Below are 14,715 nucleotides of genomic sequence, written 5' to 3'. Positions count from 1 at the left end.
CGCCATGACCGGACTCTCCACCGTCCTGATCGTCGTCGGCCTCTTCCTCGTCGGCGGCATCTACTCCTTCGTCAAGCAGCAGATGCCGAAGAGCCTGATCGTGCTGCTCTCCATCGGCGCCGCGATGTGTCTCGTCGCGGGTGTCCTGCGGCTGGAGGTGTGGAATTGAGCACCGCTTCGAAGAAAGTCGTCGTCTTCGACTACGGCTTCGGGAACGTGAGGTCCGCCGAGCGTGCCCTCGCGCGCACCGGGGCCGACGTCGAGATCACCCGTGACTTCGACAAGGCGATGAACGCCGACGGCCTGCTGGTGCCGGGCGTCGGCGCCTTCGCCGCCTGCATGACAGGCCTGCGGGACGCGCGCGGGGACTGGATCATCGACCGGCGCCTGTCCGGCGGGCGCCCGGTGATGGGCATCTGCGTCGGCATGCAGATCCTGTTCGCCCGCGGCATCGAGCACGGCGTGGAGACCGAGGGCCTCGACGAGTGGCCCGGCGCGGTCGAGCCGCTCCAGGCCGAGATCGTCCCCCACATGGGCTGGAACACCGTGGACGCCCCGGCCGACTCCGAGCTGTTCGCCGGCCTGGACGCGGACGCGCGCTTCTACTTCGTGCACTCCTACGCCGTCCACGACTGGTCCCTGGAGACGCACAACCCGACGATGCACGCCCCCAAGGTGACCTGGTCGACGCACGGCAAGCCGTTCGTGGCCGCCGTGGAGAACGGCGCCCTGTGGGCCACCCAGTTCCACCCCGAGAAGTCCGGCGACGCCGGAGCCCAGCTCCTCACCAACTGGATCGGAACCCTGTGAGCAAGCTCGAACTCCTCCCCGCCGTCGACGTCCGCGACGGCCAGGCCGTACGCCTCGTGCACGGCGAGTCCGGCACCGAGACCTCCTACGGCTCCCCCCTGGAGGCCGCCCTCGCCTGGCAGCGGGCGGGCGCCGAGTGGCTGCACCTGGTCGACCTGGACGCCGCGTTCGGCACCGGCGACAACCGGGCACTGATCGCCGAGGTGACCAGGGCCATGGACATCAAGGTGGAGCTGTCCGGCGGCATCCGTGACGACGACACCCTTGCCGCCGCCCTGGCCACCGGCTGCACCCGGGTCAACCTCGGCACGGCCGCCCTGGAGACCCCCGAGTGGGTCGCCAAGGTCATCGCCGAGCACGGCGACAAGATCGCCGTCGGCCTCGACGTCCGCGGCACCACCCTGCGCGGCCGCGGCTGGACCCGCGACGGCGGCGACCTCTACGAGACGCTGGAGCGCCTCAACAAGGAGGGCTGCGCGCGGTACGTCGTCACCGACATCGCCAAGGACGGCACCCTCCAGGGCCCCAACCTGGAGCTGCTGAAGAACGTCTGCGCGGCGACCGACCGCCCGGTCGTCGCCTCCGGCGGCGTGTCGTCCCTCGACGACCTGCGCGCCATCGCCGAGCTGGTTCCCCTCGGTGTCGAGGGCTCCATCGTCGGGAAGGCGCTGTACGCGAAGGCGTTCACCCTCGAAGAAGCCCTGGAGGCTACGTCGTGAAAAAGGACACAGTGTCATGACGTCCGAAGCCGTACGGCGTGTGCAGAGCGGAAGTCCCTGGGAAGAGAGTTTCGGTTTCGCACGCGCCGTGGCGGCGGGCGACCGGGTCCTGGTGGGCGGCACCACCGCCTTCAAGGGCAGCGTGCTCTACGGGGAGGGCGACCCCTACGAGCAGGCCAAGGTGGCCTTCACCAGCGCCATCGAGGCGATCGGCGAGTTCGGGCTCGCCGTCGGGTCCGTGATCCGTACGCGGATGTACCTGAGCCACGCACGGGACGTGGACGCCGTGGGCCGGGCCCACCACGAACTGTTCGACGCCGTGCGCCCGGTCTCGACCCTGCTGATCGTGGAGGGCTTCGTCGACCCGCGCATCCTGGTCGAAGTGGAACTGGAAGCATTCAGAGGAGCCGTGAATTCATGACCCTGGCGGTCCGAGTCATCCCCTGCCTGGACGTGGACAACGGCCGGGTCGTCAAGGGAGTCAACTTCCAGAACCTGCGCGACGCCGGCGACCCCGTCGAGATGGCCAAGGTCTACGACGCCGAGGGCGCCGACGAGCTGACGTTCCTGGACATCACCGCCTCGTCGGGCAACCGCGAGACCACCTACGACGTGGTGCGCCGCACCGCCGAGCAGGTGTTCATCCCGCTGACCGTCGGCGGCGGGGTACGCACCCCGGAGGACGTGGACAAGCTGCTGCGGGCCGGCGCCGACAAGGTGGGCGTCAACACGGCGGCCATCGCGCGCCCCGAGCTGATCAAGGAGATCGCGGAGCGCTTCGGCAGCCAGGTGCTGGTGCTGTCGGTGGACGCCCGGCGGACCGAGTCCGGGAGCTTCGAGGTGACGACCCACGGCGGCCGCAAGGGCACCGGCATCGACGCGGTCGAGTGGGCGCACCGGGCGGCCGAGCTGGGCGCGGGCGAGATCCTGCTGAACTCCATGGACGCGGACGGCACGAAGGACGGCTACGACCTGGAGATGATCGGCGCCGTCCGCAAGCACGTCACGGTCCCGGTGATCGCCTCCGGCGGCGCCGGCAGGCTCGCGGACTTCGCGCCGGCGATCGAGGCGGGCGCGGACGCCGTCCTGGCCGCCTCCGTCTTCCACTTCGGGGATCTGCGGATCGGCGAGGTGAAGCAGACACTGCGGGAAGCGGGCCACCCCGTGCGGTGACGCCCCGGGACCGCTGTAAGCCCCGGCCACCTGGTGGCCGGGGCTTACTCATGTCATGGCGACCTGGAACACGAGACGCCCTCTCAGATCCCGAGCTGCTTGCCGCCGTGCAGCTTCGTGATCGCGTCCTCGTCGCCCGCCAGGTCCACCTTCGCCGCGCTCTTCCGGCCGTACAGGAACAGCAGCAGCTCCGAGGGCTCGCCGGTGGCCGTCACGACCGGGGTGCCGCGGTTGGCGACCACCGTACGGCCGTCCGGGCGGCGCAGCACCAGACCGGTCGGCGTACCACGGCCCATCAGACGGGCGGTGCGCTCCAGACGCGACCAGAGAGCGTCCTGGAACACCGGGTCGAGCTCACGAGGCGTCCAGTCGGGCTGCGCGCGACGGACGTCCTCGCCGTGGACGTAGAACTCGATCGTGTTCGACGCCTCGTCGATCTGCTTCAACTGGAAGGGCGAGAAGCGCGGCGGGCCGGTACGGATCAGCTGGATCAGCTCCTCGTACGGCTTGGCGGCGAACTCCTCCATCGCCTTGTCCAGGCGAGGCACGAGCTGCTTGATGAGCAGACCCCCGGCGGCGTCGGGCCGACGCTCGCGCACCACCACATGCGCGGCCAGATCACGGGTCTGCCAGCCCTCGCAGAGAGTCGGCGCGTCTGGACCCGCGGTCTCCAAGAGCTCGGCGAGAAGGAGCCGTTCACGCTTGGCGAAAGTCGACATGCGGTCAGCCTACGACCACGTAGCAGGTCCGGACAGTGGACATCGGCCGGGCCCGCCCGTCCCGCGCGGCACAATGGCCGCATGACCAGCACGCCCGCCCGTCGCCCGACCACCACCCCTCATCGCGGCGCTTCGGGCCACAGTTCTCCATCCAGCGGCCTCGACCCGGAGATCGCCGCGCGCCTCAAGCGCAGCCCCGACGGGCTCGTCCCCGCCATCGCCCAGCAGTACGACACCGGTGAGGTGCTCATGCTCGGCTGGATGGACGACGAGGCGCTGCACCGCACCCTGACGACCGGCCGCTGCACCTACTGGTCGCGCAGCCGCCGCGAGTACTGGGTCAAGGGCGACACCTCCGGGCACTTCCAGTGGGTGAAGTCCGTCGCCCTCGACTGCGACGCCGACACCGTGCTGGTCAAGGTCGACCAGGTCGGCGCCGCCTGCCACACCGGCGCGCGCACCTGCTTCGACGCCGACGTACTGCTCAAGGACGCCGATTCCGGCGTACCGGCCTCGGATCAGTAAGGTCAGCCGCCATGGACCTCGAGACGTTCCGCAAGCTGGCCACCGACCGCCGCGTCATCCCGGTCACCCGCAAGCTCCTCGCCGACGGCGACACCCCGGTCGCGCTCTACCGCAAGCTCGCCGCCGAGCGCCCCGGCACGTTCCTCCTGGAGTCCGCGGAGAACGGCCGGTCGTGGTCCCGCTACTCGTTCGTGGGCGTCCGCAGCGCGGGTACCCTCACCGCGCGCGACGGACAGGCGCACTGGCTCGGCACCCCGCCCGTCGGCGTCCCCGTCGACGGGGACCCCCTCGCCGCCCTGCGCGCCACCGTCGAGACCCTCCACACCCCCCACCAGGAGGGCCTGCCGCCCTTCACCGGCGGCATGGTCGGCTACCTCGGCTACGACATCGTGCGCCGCCTGGAGAAGATCGGCCCCGGCGAGCGCGACGACCTCCAGCTGCCCGAGCTGACCATGCTCCTGACCAGCGACCTCGCCGTCATGGACCACTGGGAGGGCTCCGTCCTGCTGATCGCCAACGCGATCAACCACAACGACCTCGACACGGGCGTCGACGAGGCCTACGCGGACGCGGTCGCGCGCCTCGACGCCATGGAGGCGGACCTCTCGCGCGCGGTGGCCCAGCCCCCGGCCGTCCTGCCGCCCTCCGAGCTCCCCGAGTACACCGCGCTGTGGGGCGGCCCCGACTTCCAGGAGGCCGTCGAAGACATCAAGGAGCGCATCCGCGCGGGCGAGGCCTTCCAGGTCGTCCCCTCCCAGCGTTTCGAAACGCCCTGCACGGCGAGCGCGCTGGACGTCTACCGGGTCCTCAGGGCCACGAACCCGTCCCCGTACATGTACCTGTTCCGCTTCGACGGCTTCGACGTGGTCGGCTCCAGCCCGGAGGCGCTCGTCAAGGTCGAGGACGGGCAGGCCATGGTCCACCCCATCGCCGGCACCCGGCACCGCGGGGCGACCCCGCAGGAGGACCAGGCCCTCGCCGACGAACTGCTCGCCGACCCCAAGGAGCGCGCCGAGCACCTCATGCTCGTCGACCTCGGCCGCAACGACCTGGGACGGGTCTGCGAGCCCGGCTCGGTCGAGGTCGTCGACTTCATGTCCATCGAGCGGTACTCGCACGTCATGCACATCGTGTCGACGGTGACGGGCCGCGTCGCCCCGGACCGCACGGCCTTCGACGTCCTCACCGCCTGCTTCCCGGCGGGCACCCTCTCCGGCGCCCCCAAGCCGCGCGCCATGCAGATCATCGACGAGCTGGAACCGTCCCGCCGCGGCCTGTACGGCGGCTGCGTCGGCTACCTCGACTTCGCCGGCGACTCCGACACCGCCATCGCCATCCGCACCGCCCTGCTGCGCGACGGCACCGCCTACGTCCAGGCCGGCGCGGGCATCGTCGCCGACTCCGACCCGGTCGCCGAGGACCAGGAGTGCCGCAACAAGGCGGCGGCGGTGCTGCGCGCGGTGCACACGGCCAACCGGCTGGGCAAGTAGGGCAACCCCGGCGCGAATGGGGCGCTTCTCACGGAACCCCGGGTGCCGGTTCGCCCGGGGTTCACGCGATAGTGGAGTACGTGACTGCTGTACCTCACTCCCGTCCCGAAGCCGCCGCGTCCGGCCGCCGGAGCCTCGCCCTCGCCCTGCTGTGCGGTGCGCTGGGCGCGGCCGTGGCCCTGCTCTCGACCCGGCAACGCTGGTCGGAGGGCACGGCGACGGTGGCCGGCGGCGCCTTTCCCCTGACCGCCAAGGGCAGCGACGTCACCGGCGTCCCCGCGGCGCTCGCGATAGTGGGCCTGGCCGCGCTCGTCGCCGTCTTCGCCGTCCGCAGGGCCGGCCGCCTCGCGGTCTCCGCCCTCCTCGCGCTCTCCGGCGTCGGCATCGTCGCCGCGGCCCTGTTCGGCGCCTCCGACAGCTCCGCGCTCGACGAGAAGGCCGCCCAGGCCTCCGGCGACACCTCCGCCACCGTCGCCTCGCTCACCCACACCGCCTGGCCGTACGCCGCGGCCGCGGGCGGCGCCCTGATCCTCCTGGCCGGCCTGCTCGCCCTGCGCTACGGCCGCCTGTGGCCCGCCATGTCCGGCCGGTACGAACGCAACGGCGCCCCCCGCCCCCGGCGCAGGGCCCAGCCCGTCGACCCCGACCGGCCCGAGGAGATCTGGAAGGCCCTGGACCGGGGCGAGGACCCGACGGGCGTGGACCCGGCCTGACGGTCCCGGCGCCGGACACCGGGCCGGTTGCCGATGTGGTGAAACAGACTCCGCCGGAAGCGACCCCCGCGTCCGGTACGCGTGTGCGTACGGGACAATGGGGGGCGAGCGTCCGGCTCGGACACGTACGGCACGCACGGCACGTACGACACGTAGACAGCAACGAGGAGCAAGTCATGGCGGGCAGCAGCCACGGACACACCCCGGCCGCCTGGACCGGCGTCACCATCGCCTTCATCGGTTTCTGCGTCGCGGGCGCGTTCATGGTCATGGCCGAGCCGCTGGGCTTCTGGGCCGGCATGGTGATCGTGGTGCTCGGTGGTGTCGTCGGCGCCGTGATGCGCGCGATGGGCATGGGCCAGCCCAAGGACGTCCACCCGGTGCACCAGGTCGCGGCGACGCGCGAGCCGGCGCACGCCGAGAGCTGAGCCCGCGTAAAACGTGGTGGAGGGGCGGCCGGTGAGCGACCGGCCGCCCCTCACGCGCGCGTGGCGCCCTCCGCGGAGGCACAATGCGAGGCGTGCACCCCGACAGCCAGAGCGTGACACCTTCCTCCCGCGGGACCGTGGCAGGACGGCTGGCCGTGCCCGCCGGGATCCTCGCGGCCGTCGCCGGGGCCTTTGCGTTCGTCGGGGCCGTCGACCCCAACGAACCCGGCCACTACCCGGTCTGCCCGCTCCTGCAGTACACGGGTCTCTACTGCCCCGGCTGCGGCGGTCTGCGCAGCGCGCACGCCTTCGTGCACGGGGACCTCACGACCGCCCTGCACGCCAACGCGATGGCGGTGGTCGCCTATCTGGGCTTCGCGGTGCTGTGGACCGTCTGGGTGGTCCGCGTGGCCCGTGGACGTCCGCCCCGCCTCGACCCGCGGCCGGTCCACCTGTGGATCCTGGGCGCTTTCCTGCTGGTCTTCACGGTTGTCCGGAACCTGCCGTTCGGTGGCTGGCTGCATCCTTGATCGGCGCGTGAACGTCCAGTATGGGGGCACCTCCCGCCCGAGCCATGCGAAGCTGGTTCGAGGGTGGGGGAGGGAACGGCGTCCACCGGATGCGAGGCCTTCGCCCTCCTCCGGATACCATCGCAGTGACCATCGGTTTCCACTGGTCGCTGGAACTGTCAACCGTCTGGAAGGGGGCCGCTCGCGTGAGTGTGCTCGACGAGATCATCGACGGAGTCCGTGCCGACCTCGCGGAGCGGCAGGCGCGCGTCAGCCTCGACGAGCTCAAGGAGCGCGCGGCGAAGGCTCCGGCCGCCAAGGACGGTGTGGCGGCCCTGCGCGGCGAGGGCGTCAAGGTCATCTGCGAGGTCAAGCGGTCCAGCCCGTCCAAGGGCGCGCTCGCCGCGATCGCCGACCCGGCCGGTCTGGCCGCGGACTACGAGGCGGGCGGCGCCGCCGTCATCTCCGTCCTCACCGAACAGCGCCGCTTCGGCGGCTCGCTCGCCGACCTCGAGGCCGTCCGCGCGCGCGTGGACATCCCGGTCCTGCGCAAGGACTTCATCGTCACCTCGTACCAGCTGTGGGAGGCCCGCGCGTACGGCGCCGATCTCGCGCTGCTGATCGTGGCCGCCCTCGACCAGCCGGCCCTGGAGTCGCTGATCGAGCGCGCCGTCTCCATCGGTCTCACCCCGCTCGTCGAGGTGCACGACGAGGACGAGGTCGAGCGCGCCGTGGACGCGGGCGCCAAGGTGATCGGCGTCAACGCCCGCAACCTGAAGACCCTGGAGGTCGACCGGGGCACCTTCGAACGGGTCGCCCCCGAGATCCCCGAGAGCATCGTCAAGGTCGCCGAGTCCGGCATCCGCGGCCCGCACGACCTGATCGCCTACGCCAACGCCGGCGCCGACGCCGTCCTGGTCGGCGAGTCCCTGGTGACGGGCCGCGACCCGAAGACGGCGGTCGCCGACCTGGTGGCGGCGGGAGAGCACCCCGCATTGCGACACGGCCGGGGCTGATCGTTCGATAGGGTTGCCCCGATGACTCCCACCGCCTCTGTGACGACCACGGACCGGTACGCCCGCCTCGCGCGCGGCTGCCGCCCCCGTGGCTGCCGCGCGCCCGCGCGGCGCGTCCACGGCCGACGGGTGCGGTACGTCATCGGAGACGAACCCGGGCAGGTGAACGGCATGCGATGGCAGCGCCCCTTCCAGGGGCGCGGGGCTCTGTCCGATGTGCGGCGACCGCCGCGCGGGCGCGACGAGCCGTATCCGGCCTGAGGCCGCCCGACAAGCTCCGCCCCCACGGCGATGACGTTTTTCCACAAAACTCACCGTGAGGTATCCGCATGCCCAGCGAGTTCTTCATCCCCGACCCGGAGGGTCAAGTCCCCAGCGCCGAGGGCTACTTCGGCGCCTTCGGCGGCAAGTTCATCCCGGAGGCCCTCGTCGCCGCCGTGGACGAGGTCGCCGTCGAGTACGACAAGGCCAAGCACGACCCCGAGTTCGCCCGCGAACTCGACGACCTGCTCGTCCACTACACCGGCCGCCCCAGCTCCCTCACCGAGGTGCCGCGGTTCGCCGAACACGCCGGTGGCGCCCGGGTGTTCCTCAAGCGCGAGGACCTCAACCACACCGGCTCCCACAAGATCAACAACGTGCTCGGCCAGGCGCTGCTCACCAAGCGCATGGGCAAGACGCGCGTGATCGCGGAGACCGGCGCCGGCCAGCACGGCGTCGCGACGGCCACCGCCTGCGCGCTCTTCGGGCTCGAGTGCACCATCTACATGGGTGAGATCGACACCCAGCGCCAGGCCCTCAACGTGGCCCGGATGCGCATGCTGGGCGCCGAGGTCGTCGCGGTGAAGTCCGGCAGCCGCACGCTGAAGGACGCCATCAACGAGGCCTTCCGCGACTGGGTCGCCAACGTCGACCACACCCACTACCTGTTCGGCACGGTCGCCGGCCCGCACCCCTTCCCGGCCATGGTCCGCGACTTCCACCGCGTCATCGGCGTGGAGGCCCGCCGCCAGCTCCTGGAGCGCGCCGGGCGCCTGCCCGACGCGGCGATCGCCTGCGTCGGCGGCGGCTCCAACGCCATCGGCCTCTTCCACGCCTTCATCCCGGACGCCTCCGTACGCCTGATCGGCTGCGAACCGGCCGGACACGGCGTCGAGACCGGCGAGCACGCGGCCACCCTCACCGCGGGCGAGCCCGGCATCCTGCACGGCTCCCGGTCGTACGTCCTCCAGGACGACGAGGGCCAGATCACCGAGCCGTACTCCATCTCGGCCGGTCTGGACTACCCGGGCATCGGCCCGGAGCACTCCTACCTCAAGGACTCCGGCCGCGGCGAGTACCGCGCGGTCACCGACGACGCGGCCATGCAGGCGCTGCGTCTGCTGTCGCGCACCGAGGGCATCATCCCGGCCATCGAGAGCGCCCACGCGCTGGCCGGCGCCCTGGAGGTCGGCAGGGAGCTGGGCAAGGACGGGCTGATCGTGGTCAACCTGTCCGGCCGCGGCGACAAGGACATGGACACGGCCGCCCGCTACTTCGGCCTGTACGACACCGACGCAAGCGTGGACGCGGACGCCGACACGGACGCCGCCGAGATCGAGGGGGACGCCAAGTGAGCGGGAACATCCAGCTGCTGTCGGACACCCTCGCCGCCGCCAGGGCCGAGGGCCGCTCCGCGCTCATCGCCTACCTCCCGGCCGGGTTCCCGACCGTGGACGGCGGGATCGAGGCGATCAAGGCCGTCCTGGACGGCGGAGCGGACGTCGTCGAGGTCGGTCTGCCGCACAGCGACCCCGTCCTCGACGGCCCGGTCATCCAGACCGCCGACGACATCGCCCTGCGCGGCGGCGTGCGGATCGCGGACGTCATGCGCACGGTCCGCGAGGCCCACCAGGCCACCGGGAAGCCCGTGCTCGTGATGACGTACTGGAACCCCATCGACCGCTACGGCGTCGAGCGGTTCACCGCCGAGCTGGCGGAGGCGGGCGGGGCCGGGGCGATCCTGCCCGACCTGCCCGTGCAGGAGGCGGCGCTGTGGAGGGAGCACGCCGAGAAGCACGGCCTCGCGACGGTCTTCGTCGTGGCGCCCAGCAGCAAGGACGAGCGGCTCGCCCGGATCACCGAGGCGGGCAGCGGCTTCGTCTACGCCGCCTCGCTGATGGGGGTCACGGGCACCCGTGAGTCGGTGGGCGCGCAGGCGCAGAACCTGGTCGAGCGCACCCGGGCCACCGGCACCGGCCTGCCCGTCTGCGTCGGCCTCGGTGTCTCCAACGCCGAGCAGGCCGCCGAGGTCGCCGGCTTCGCCGACGGCGTGATCGTCGGCTCGGCCTTCGTCAAGCGGATGCTGGACGCCCCGGACGACGCCGCAGGTGTCGAGGCCGTGCGGGCCCTCGCGGGGGAGCTGGCGAAGGGCGTGCGCGGGCAGGCATGACGCCTCCGGGCGACGAGAAATAATCGGTCACCCGAACGGGTGGACCTGGGACCGGGGAGGCGCGCTGCGCCTCCCCGGTTCGTTCTGGGGGTGTGAGCGAGAAGAATCGTGAAGGGAAGCGCACCGCCAGGGAGCGGCTGGCGGTGGAGCGGGAGAAGCAGAAGGCCGCGGAGCGGCGGCGCCGCACGCTGATCGTCGGCGCGAGTGTGGTGTGCGTGCTCGGCCTGGCGGCGGTCATCGGCATCGTCGCGGCGAACACGGGCAAGGACGACGGCCGGGACAGTTCCGGCCCGGTCGTGGCGCCCTCCGGCGCGCAGGGCAAGGACGCCCTGGCGATCCCGGTCGGCAAGGACGGCGCCAAGTCCACGCTCACGGTGTGGGAGGACTTCCGCTGCCCCGCCTGCAAGGCCTTCGAGGACGCCTACCGCTCGACGATCCACGAACTGACCGGCGCCGGGAAGCTGAAGGTCGAGTACCACCTGGCCACCCTGATCGACGGCAACATGGGCGGCACCGGCTCGCGCAACGCGGCCAACGCCGCGGCCTGCGCCCAGGACCTCGGCAAGTTCCCCGGGTACCACGACGTGCTGTATCAGAACCAGCCCCCGGAGCGCGACGACGCCTTCGCCGAGAACAGCGAACTCCTCGACCTGGCCACCAAGGTCGATGGCCTCGACACCCCCGCCTTCCGCGCCTGCGTCGAGAAGGGCACGCACAACAGCTGGGTCGTCAAGTCCAACGAGGCCTTCCAGAAGGGCGGCTTCACCGGCACGCCGACCGTGCTGCTGAACGGCAAGAACATCTACCAGGACCAGACGATGACACCGGCGAAGCTCAAGGAGATGGTGGAGGAGGCCGACCAGGGGTGAGTTCTTCTCACCGGCCCGTTATGGAGCCGTAGCCGGGCTGCCTGCCGTGGGCCCGGTGCGGCAGGGTAGCGTCGACCTTGCCATGGAACTTGCCTACATCCCCAGCCCGTCGCGCGGAGTGCTGTACCTCGGCCCCGTTCCGCTGCGCGGCTACGCGTTCTGCATCATCATCGGTGTCTTCGTCGCGGTCTGGCTCGGCAACAGGCGCTGGGTCGCCCGGGGCGGGCGGGCCGGCACGGTGGCCGACATCGCGGTCTGGGCCGTGCCCTTCGGCCTCCTCGGCGGCCGCCTCTACCATGTGATCACGGACTACGAGCTGTACTTCAGCGAGGGCCGTGACTGGGTGGACGCCTTCAAGATCTGGGAGGGCGGCCTCGGCATCTGGGGCGCGATCTCGCTCGGCGCGCTGGGCGCGTGGATCGGCTGTCGCCGCCGCGGCATCCCGATGCCCGCCTACGCCGACGCCGTCGCGCCCGGCATCGCCCTCGCGCAGGCGATCGGCCGCTGGGGCAACTGGTTCAACCAGGAGCTGTACGGCAAGGAGACCGACCTCCCCTGGGCGCTGCACATCACGTCCTCGGCGGACGGCCGGATCCCGGGTTACTACCACCCGACGTTCCTGTACGAGTCGCTGTGGTGCCTCGGTGTCGCCCTGCTGGTGATCTGGGCCGACCGCCGCTTCAAGCTGGGCCATGGCCGGGCGTTCGCGCTGTATGTCGCCGCGTACTGCGTGGGGCGGTTCTGGACCGAGTACCTGCGTGTCGACGACGCCCACCACATCCTGGGCCTGCGGCTGAACAACTGGACCGCGCTGATCGTGTTCCTGCTCGCGGTGACGTACTTCGTGGTGTCGGCGAAGAAGCGGCCGGGCCGTGAGGCCGTGGTGGAGCCGGACGTGGAGGCCTCCGACGGTGGCACCGAGGCCGACGGCGAGGGCAAGTCGGAGGACACGGCCAAGTCCGGGTCCTCGGAGGCGAAGGCGGACTCCGAGAAGGACGCCGAGAAGAACGCCGAGAAGGACGCCGAGAAGAACGCCGAGAAGGACGCCGAGGGCGACGGCAAGGAAAAGGACGACGCGAAGGACGAAGCGGAAGCCGAAGCCGAGTCCGAGGCGGCCGGCAAGAAGAGCTGACGGTTTGTTCCACGACGACGAGGGCGCCCGGGGTCTGCCGGGCGCCCTCGTCGCGTGCGCGGGGGATGGAGGCGGCGGGTGACGGTGGGTTCGGCACCGTTGGCCGGCGCCGCGGGACGGCTCGTGATCAGTACACCTGGGCCCGCCGGGCCAGTGCGAGGGTGCGGTGGGCTGCCGCCACCACCGCCGCGTCGATGAAGCGGCCGTCCGGGAGGGCCTGGGCGCCCTGTTCGGTCGCCGCGGCCTTGACGACCGTCTCCGCCTCCTCCAGCTCGCGCTCCGTGGGCAGGTAGGCCCGTTCGATGACCGGGAGCTGACGGGGGTGGATGGCGGCGCGGCCCAGGAAGCCGAGGGTGCGGCCGTGGGCGCAGGAGGCCGCCAGGCCGTCCAGGTCGCGGGTGTCGGGATGGACGGACTGGGGCGGCGGGGCCAGGCCCGCCGCCCGGGCGGCGACGATCACACGGGAGCGGGACCAGTCGAGGCCCGCGTCCTCGCGTACGCCCAGATCGGCCCGTAGATCCGCCTCGCCCAGGGAGATGCCGCGGAGGGAGGGGTGTGCGGCGGCGATGGCGTAGGCGTGTTCGATGCCGAGGGCCGTCTCCAGGAGGGCGTAGAGCGGGCGGGTGGTGTGCTCCGCGACGGCGGTGATCTGGGCGGGTGAGGCCACCTTCGGGAGGCGCAGGCCGGACACGCCGCGGAGGGCGGCCACCGCCCGGAGGTCGGCGGCAGCCGGCGGGCTGTCCAGGGCGTTGATCCGGACGTGCACCGGGACCGGCTGTGCCTCGGAGAGGAGGTCGGCGGTCGCGGCGCGGGCGTACTCCTTGCGGTCGGGGGCGACCGCGTCCTCCAGGTCGATCACGACGACGTCCGCGCCGCAGGCGAGGGCCTTGGCGACGACGTGCGGGCGGTCGCCGGGGACGTACAGCCAGGTGAGGGGGAAGGTCACAGGGCGCCCTCCGCGCGCAGGGCGGCCAGGTCGGCGGGGGCCAGGCCCAGTTCGGTGAGGACCGCCTCGGTGTCCGCGCCGTGCGGGCGGCCGGCCCAGCGGATCGCGCCGGGCGTCGAGGAGAGGCGGAAGAGGACGTTCTGCATGCGGACCGGACCCAGTTCGGGGTCGTCGACGGTGGTGACCGTGTCGAGGGCCTGGTACTGGGGGTCCGTCATCACGTCCCGGACGTCCTGGACCGGGGCGACGGCCGCCTCCGCCTTCTCGAAGGCGGCGAGGACGTCGGTGCGGGTGTGGGCGGCGATCCAGCGGCCGACCGCCTCGTCGAGGACGTCGGCGTGCGCGGCCCGGTCGGCGCCCGTCGCGAACCACGGCTCGTCGATCAGGTCGGGGCGGCCGACCAGTCGCATGACGCGCTCGGCGATGGACTGGGCCGAGGTGGAGACCGCCACCCAGGTGCCGTCGGCGGTGCGGTAGGTGTTGCGGGGGGCGTTGTTGGCGGAGCGGTTGCCGGTGCGCTCCTGGACGTGTCCCAACTGGTCGTACCAGAGGGGCTGCGGGCCCAGGACGGTCAGGATCGGTTCGATGATCGCCATGTCGACGACCTGGCCCTCGCCCGTGCGGTCGCGGGCGGCGAGGGCCGTCATGACCGCGTACGCCGTGGCCAGGCCCGCGATGGAGTCGGCGAGGCCGAAGGGCGGGAGGGTCGGGGGTGCGTCCGGTTCGCCGGTGATCGCGGCGAAGCCGCTCATCGCCTCGGCGAGGGTGCCGAAGCCCGGGCGGTGGGCGTAGGGGCCGAACTGGCCGAAGGCGGTGACCCGGGCGAGGATCAGGCGGGGGTTGGCCGCCGACAGTTCCTCCCAGCCGAGGTCCCACTTCTCCAGGGTGCCGGGGCGGAAGTTCTCGACGATCACGTCGGCGGTGGCGGCGAGGCGCAGGAGGGTGGCCCGGCCGCCGGGCGTGGACAGGTTCAGGGTGATGGTGCGCTTGTTGCGGCCGAGGAGTTTCCACCACAGGCCGACGCCGTCCTTGGACGGGCCGTGGCCCCGGGACGGGTCGGGCTTCGCCGGGTGCTCGATCTTGATGACCTCCGCGCCGAAGTCGCCCAGCATGGTGGCGGCGAGGGGGCCGGCGAAGAGGGTGGCCATGTCGAGGACACGCAGGCCGGTCAGGGGGGCGCGGGGCGTTTCGGTCGTCTCGGTCGTCTCGGTCGTCCTGGCTGTCTCGGTCATGAC

General features: G+C 72.0%; 19 protein-coding genes. 16 read left to right on the top strand and 3 right to left on the bottom strand.

All coding sequences use genetic code 11. From position 1 onward, the window contains the following. Window positions 1–4: 4 nt before the first annotated feature. From ACPT94_RS28255 to hisF, 5 genes are read left to right on the top strand one after another with little or no spacing between them, the layout of a single operon-like run. Window positions 5–169, top strand: a complete 165-nt coding sequence (locus ACPT94_RS28255; protein WP_425247134.1) for a hypothetical protein — start codon at window positions 5–7, stop codon at window positions 167–169. Beyond that, window positions 160–810, top strand: a complete 651-nt coding sequence (gene hisH, locus ACPT94_RS28250; protein ID WP_360346108.1) for an imidazole glycerol phosphate synthase subunit HisH — start codon at window positions 160–162, stop codon at window positions 808–810. The genes ACPT94_RS28255 and hisH overlap by 10 nt, the downstream gene beginning before the upstream one ends. Next, window positions 807–1,529, top strand: coding sequence for a bifunctional 1-(5-phosphoribosyl)-5-((5-phosphoribosylamino)methylideneamino)imidazole-4-carboxamide isomerase/phosphoribosylanthranilate isomerase PriA (priA, locus tag ACPT94_RS28245; RefSeq protein ID WP_360346110.1), 723 nt, complete (start codon window positions 807–809; stop codon window positions 1,527–1,529). Before hisH ends, priA begins: the two co-directional genes overlap by 4 nt. A 16-nt stretch (window positions 1,530–1,545) precedes the next feature. Then, window positions 1,546–1,950 (top strand): RidA family protein, encoded by a 405-nt coding sequence (locus ACPT94_RS28240; RefSeq protein WP_360346112.1) that lies wholly within the window; start codon window positions 1,546–1,548, stop codon window positions 1,948–1,950. Next, window positions 1,947–2,702, top strand: coding sequence for an imidazole glycerol phosphate synthase subunit HisF (hisF, locus tag ACPT94_RS28235; protein WP_360346114.1), 756 nt, complete (start codon window positions 1,947–1,949; stop codon window positions 2,700–2,702). The genes ACPT94_RS28240 and hisF overlap by 4 nt, the downstream gene beginning before the upstream one ends. 83 nt (window positions 2,703–2,785) lie before the next feature. On the opposite strand, the gene ACPT94_RS28230 is transcribed toward hisF, so the two are convergent. Next, entirely contained in the window at window positions 2,786–3,421 is a 636-nt protein-coding gene (locus ACPT94_RS28230; RefSeq protein ID WP_360346116.1) for a TIGR03085 family metal-binding protein, read from the bottom strand. A gap of 81 nt (window positions 3,422–3,502) precedes the next feature. Between ACPT94_RS28230 and hisI the strand changes: the two genes are divergently transcribed. The 11 genes from hisI (at window position 3,503) to lgt (ending at window position 12,534) form a co-directional block, all read left to right on the top strand. Further along, entirely contained in the window at window positions 3,503–3,946 is a 444-nt protein-coding gene (hisI, locus tag ACPT94_RS28225) for a phosphoribosyl-AMP cyclohydrolase (RefSeq protein ID WP_360346118.1), read from the top strand. A gap of 11 nt (window positions 3,947–3,957) precedes the next feature. Further along, window positions 3,958–5,436: an anthranilate synthase component I gene (locus ACPT94_RS28220; protein ID WP_360346120.1), complete on the top strand. Its 1,479-nt coding sequence runs from the start codon at window positions 3,958–3,960 to the stop codon at window positions 5,434–5,436. 71 nt (window positions 5,437–5,507) lie between these two features. Next, a complete protein-coding gene (locus tag ACPT94_RS28215; RefSeq protein ID WP_425247133.1) occupies window positions 5,508–6,149 on the top strand; it encodes a TIGR02234 family membrane protein in 642 nt (213 codons plus the stop codon). Window positions 6,150–6,325: 176 nt separating this feature from the next. Further along, the gene (locus ACPT94_RS28210; RefSeq protein WP_360346124.1) at window positions 6,326–6,577 is read left to right on the top strand and encodes an HGxxPAAW family protein; all 252 of its coding nucleotides are present in this window, start codon (window positions 6,326–6,328) and stop codon (window positions 6,575–6,577) included. Between the two features lie 83 nt (window positions 6,578–6,660). Continuing rightward, on the top strand, window positions 6,661–7,107 hold the full coding sequence (locus tag ACPT94_RS28205; protein ID WP_425247132.1) for a DUF2752 domain-containing protein: 447 nt from the start codon (window positions 6,661–6,663) through the stop codon (window positions 7,105–7,107). 185 nt (window positions 7,108–7,292) lie between these two features. Continuing rightward, window positions 7,293–8,102, top strand: a complete 810-nt coding sequence (trpC, locus tag ACPT94_RS28200) for an indole-3-glycerol phosphate synthase TrpC (protein WP_425247131.1) — start codon at window positions 7,293–7,295, stop codon at window positions 8,100–8,102. Between the two features lie 21 nt (window positions 8,103–8,123). Continuing rightward, window positions 8,124–8,363, top strand: coding sequence for a tryptophan biosynthesis modulator TrpM (trpM, locus tag ACPT94_RS28195; protein WP_360346130.1), 240 nt, complete (start codon window positions 8,124–8,126; stop codon window positions 8,361–8,363). 68 nt (window positions 8,364–8,431) lie between these two features. Continuing rightward, window positions 8,432–9,718: a tryptophan synthase subunit beta gene (gene trpB / locus ACPT94_RS28190; RefSeq protein ID WP_360346132.1), complete on the top strand. Its 1,287-nt coding sequence runs from the start codon at window positions 8,432–8,434 to the stop codon at window positions 9,716–9,718. Continuing rightward, on the top strand, window positions 9,715–10,533 hold the full coding sequence (gene trpA, locus ACPT94_RS28185; RefSeq protein ID WP_425247130.1) for a tryptophan synthase subunit alpha: 819 nt from the start codon (window positions 9,715–9,717) through the stop codon (window positions 10,531–10,533). Before trpB ends, trpA begins: the two co-directional genes overlap by 4 nt. A 92-nt stretch (window positions 10,534–10,625) precedes the next feature. Then, entirely contained in the window at window positions 10,626–11,402 is a 777-nt protein-coding gene (locus tag ACPT94_RS28180) for a DsbA family protein (RefSeq protein ID WP_360346136.1), read from the top strand. Between the two features lie 82 nt (window positions 11,403–11,484). After that, window positions 11,485–12,534: a prolipoprotein diacylglyceryl transferase gene (gene lgt, locus ACPT94_RS28175; protein WP_425247129.1), complete on the top strand. Its 1,050-nt coding sequence runs from the start codon at window positions 11,485–11,487 to the stop codon at window positions 12,532–12,534. 127 nt (window positions 12,535–12,661) lie between these two features. Here the strand turns inward: lgt and ACPT94_RS28170 are convergent, their stop codons facing one another. Next, entirely contained in the window at window positions 12,662–13,480 is an 819-nt protein-coding gene (locus ACPT94_RS28170) for an HpcH/HpaI aldolase/citrate lyase family protein (protein WP_425247128.1), read from the bottom strand. After that, the gene (locus ACPT94_RS28165) at window positions 13,477–14,712 is read right to left on the bottom strand and encodes a CaiB/BaiF CoA transferase family protein (RefSeq protein WP_425247127.1); all 1,236 of its coding nucleotides are present in this window, start codon (window positions 14,710–14,712) and stop codon (window positions 13,477–13,479) included. Before ACPT94_RS28165 ends, ACPT94_RS28170 begins: the two co-directional genes overlap by 4 nt. Window positions 14,713–14,715: the final 3 nt, after the last annotated feature.

The sequence above is a fragment of the Streptomyces aurantiaciflavus genome, assembly GCF_049808595.1.
GTDB lineage: Bacteria > Actinomycetota > Actinomycetes > Streptomycetales > Streptomycetaceae > Streptomyces.
This window is presented reverse-complemented; position numbering and strand designations above follow the sequence as displayed.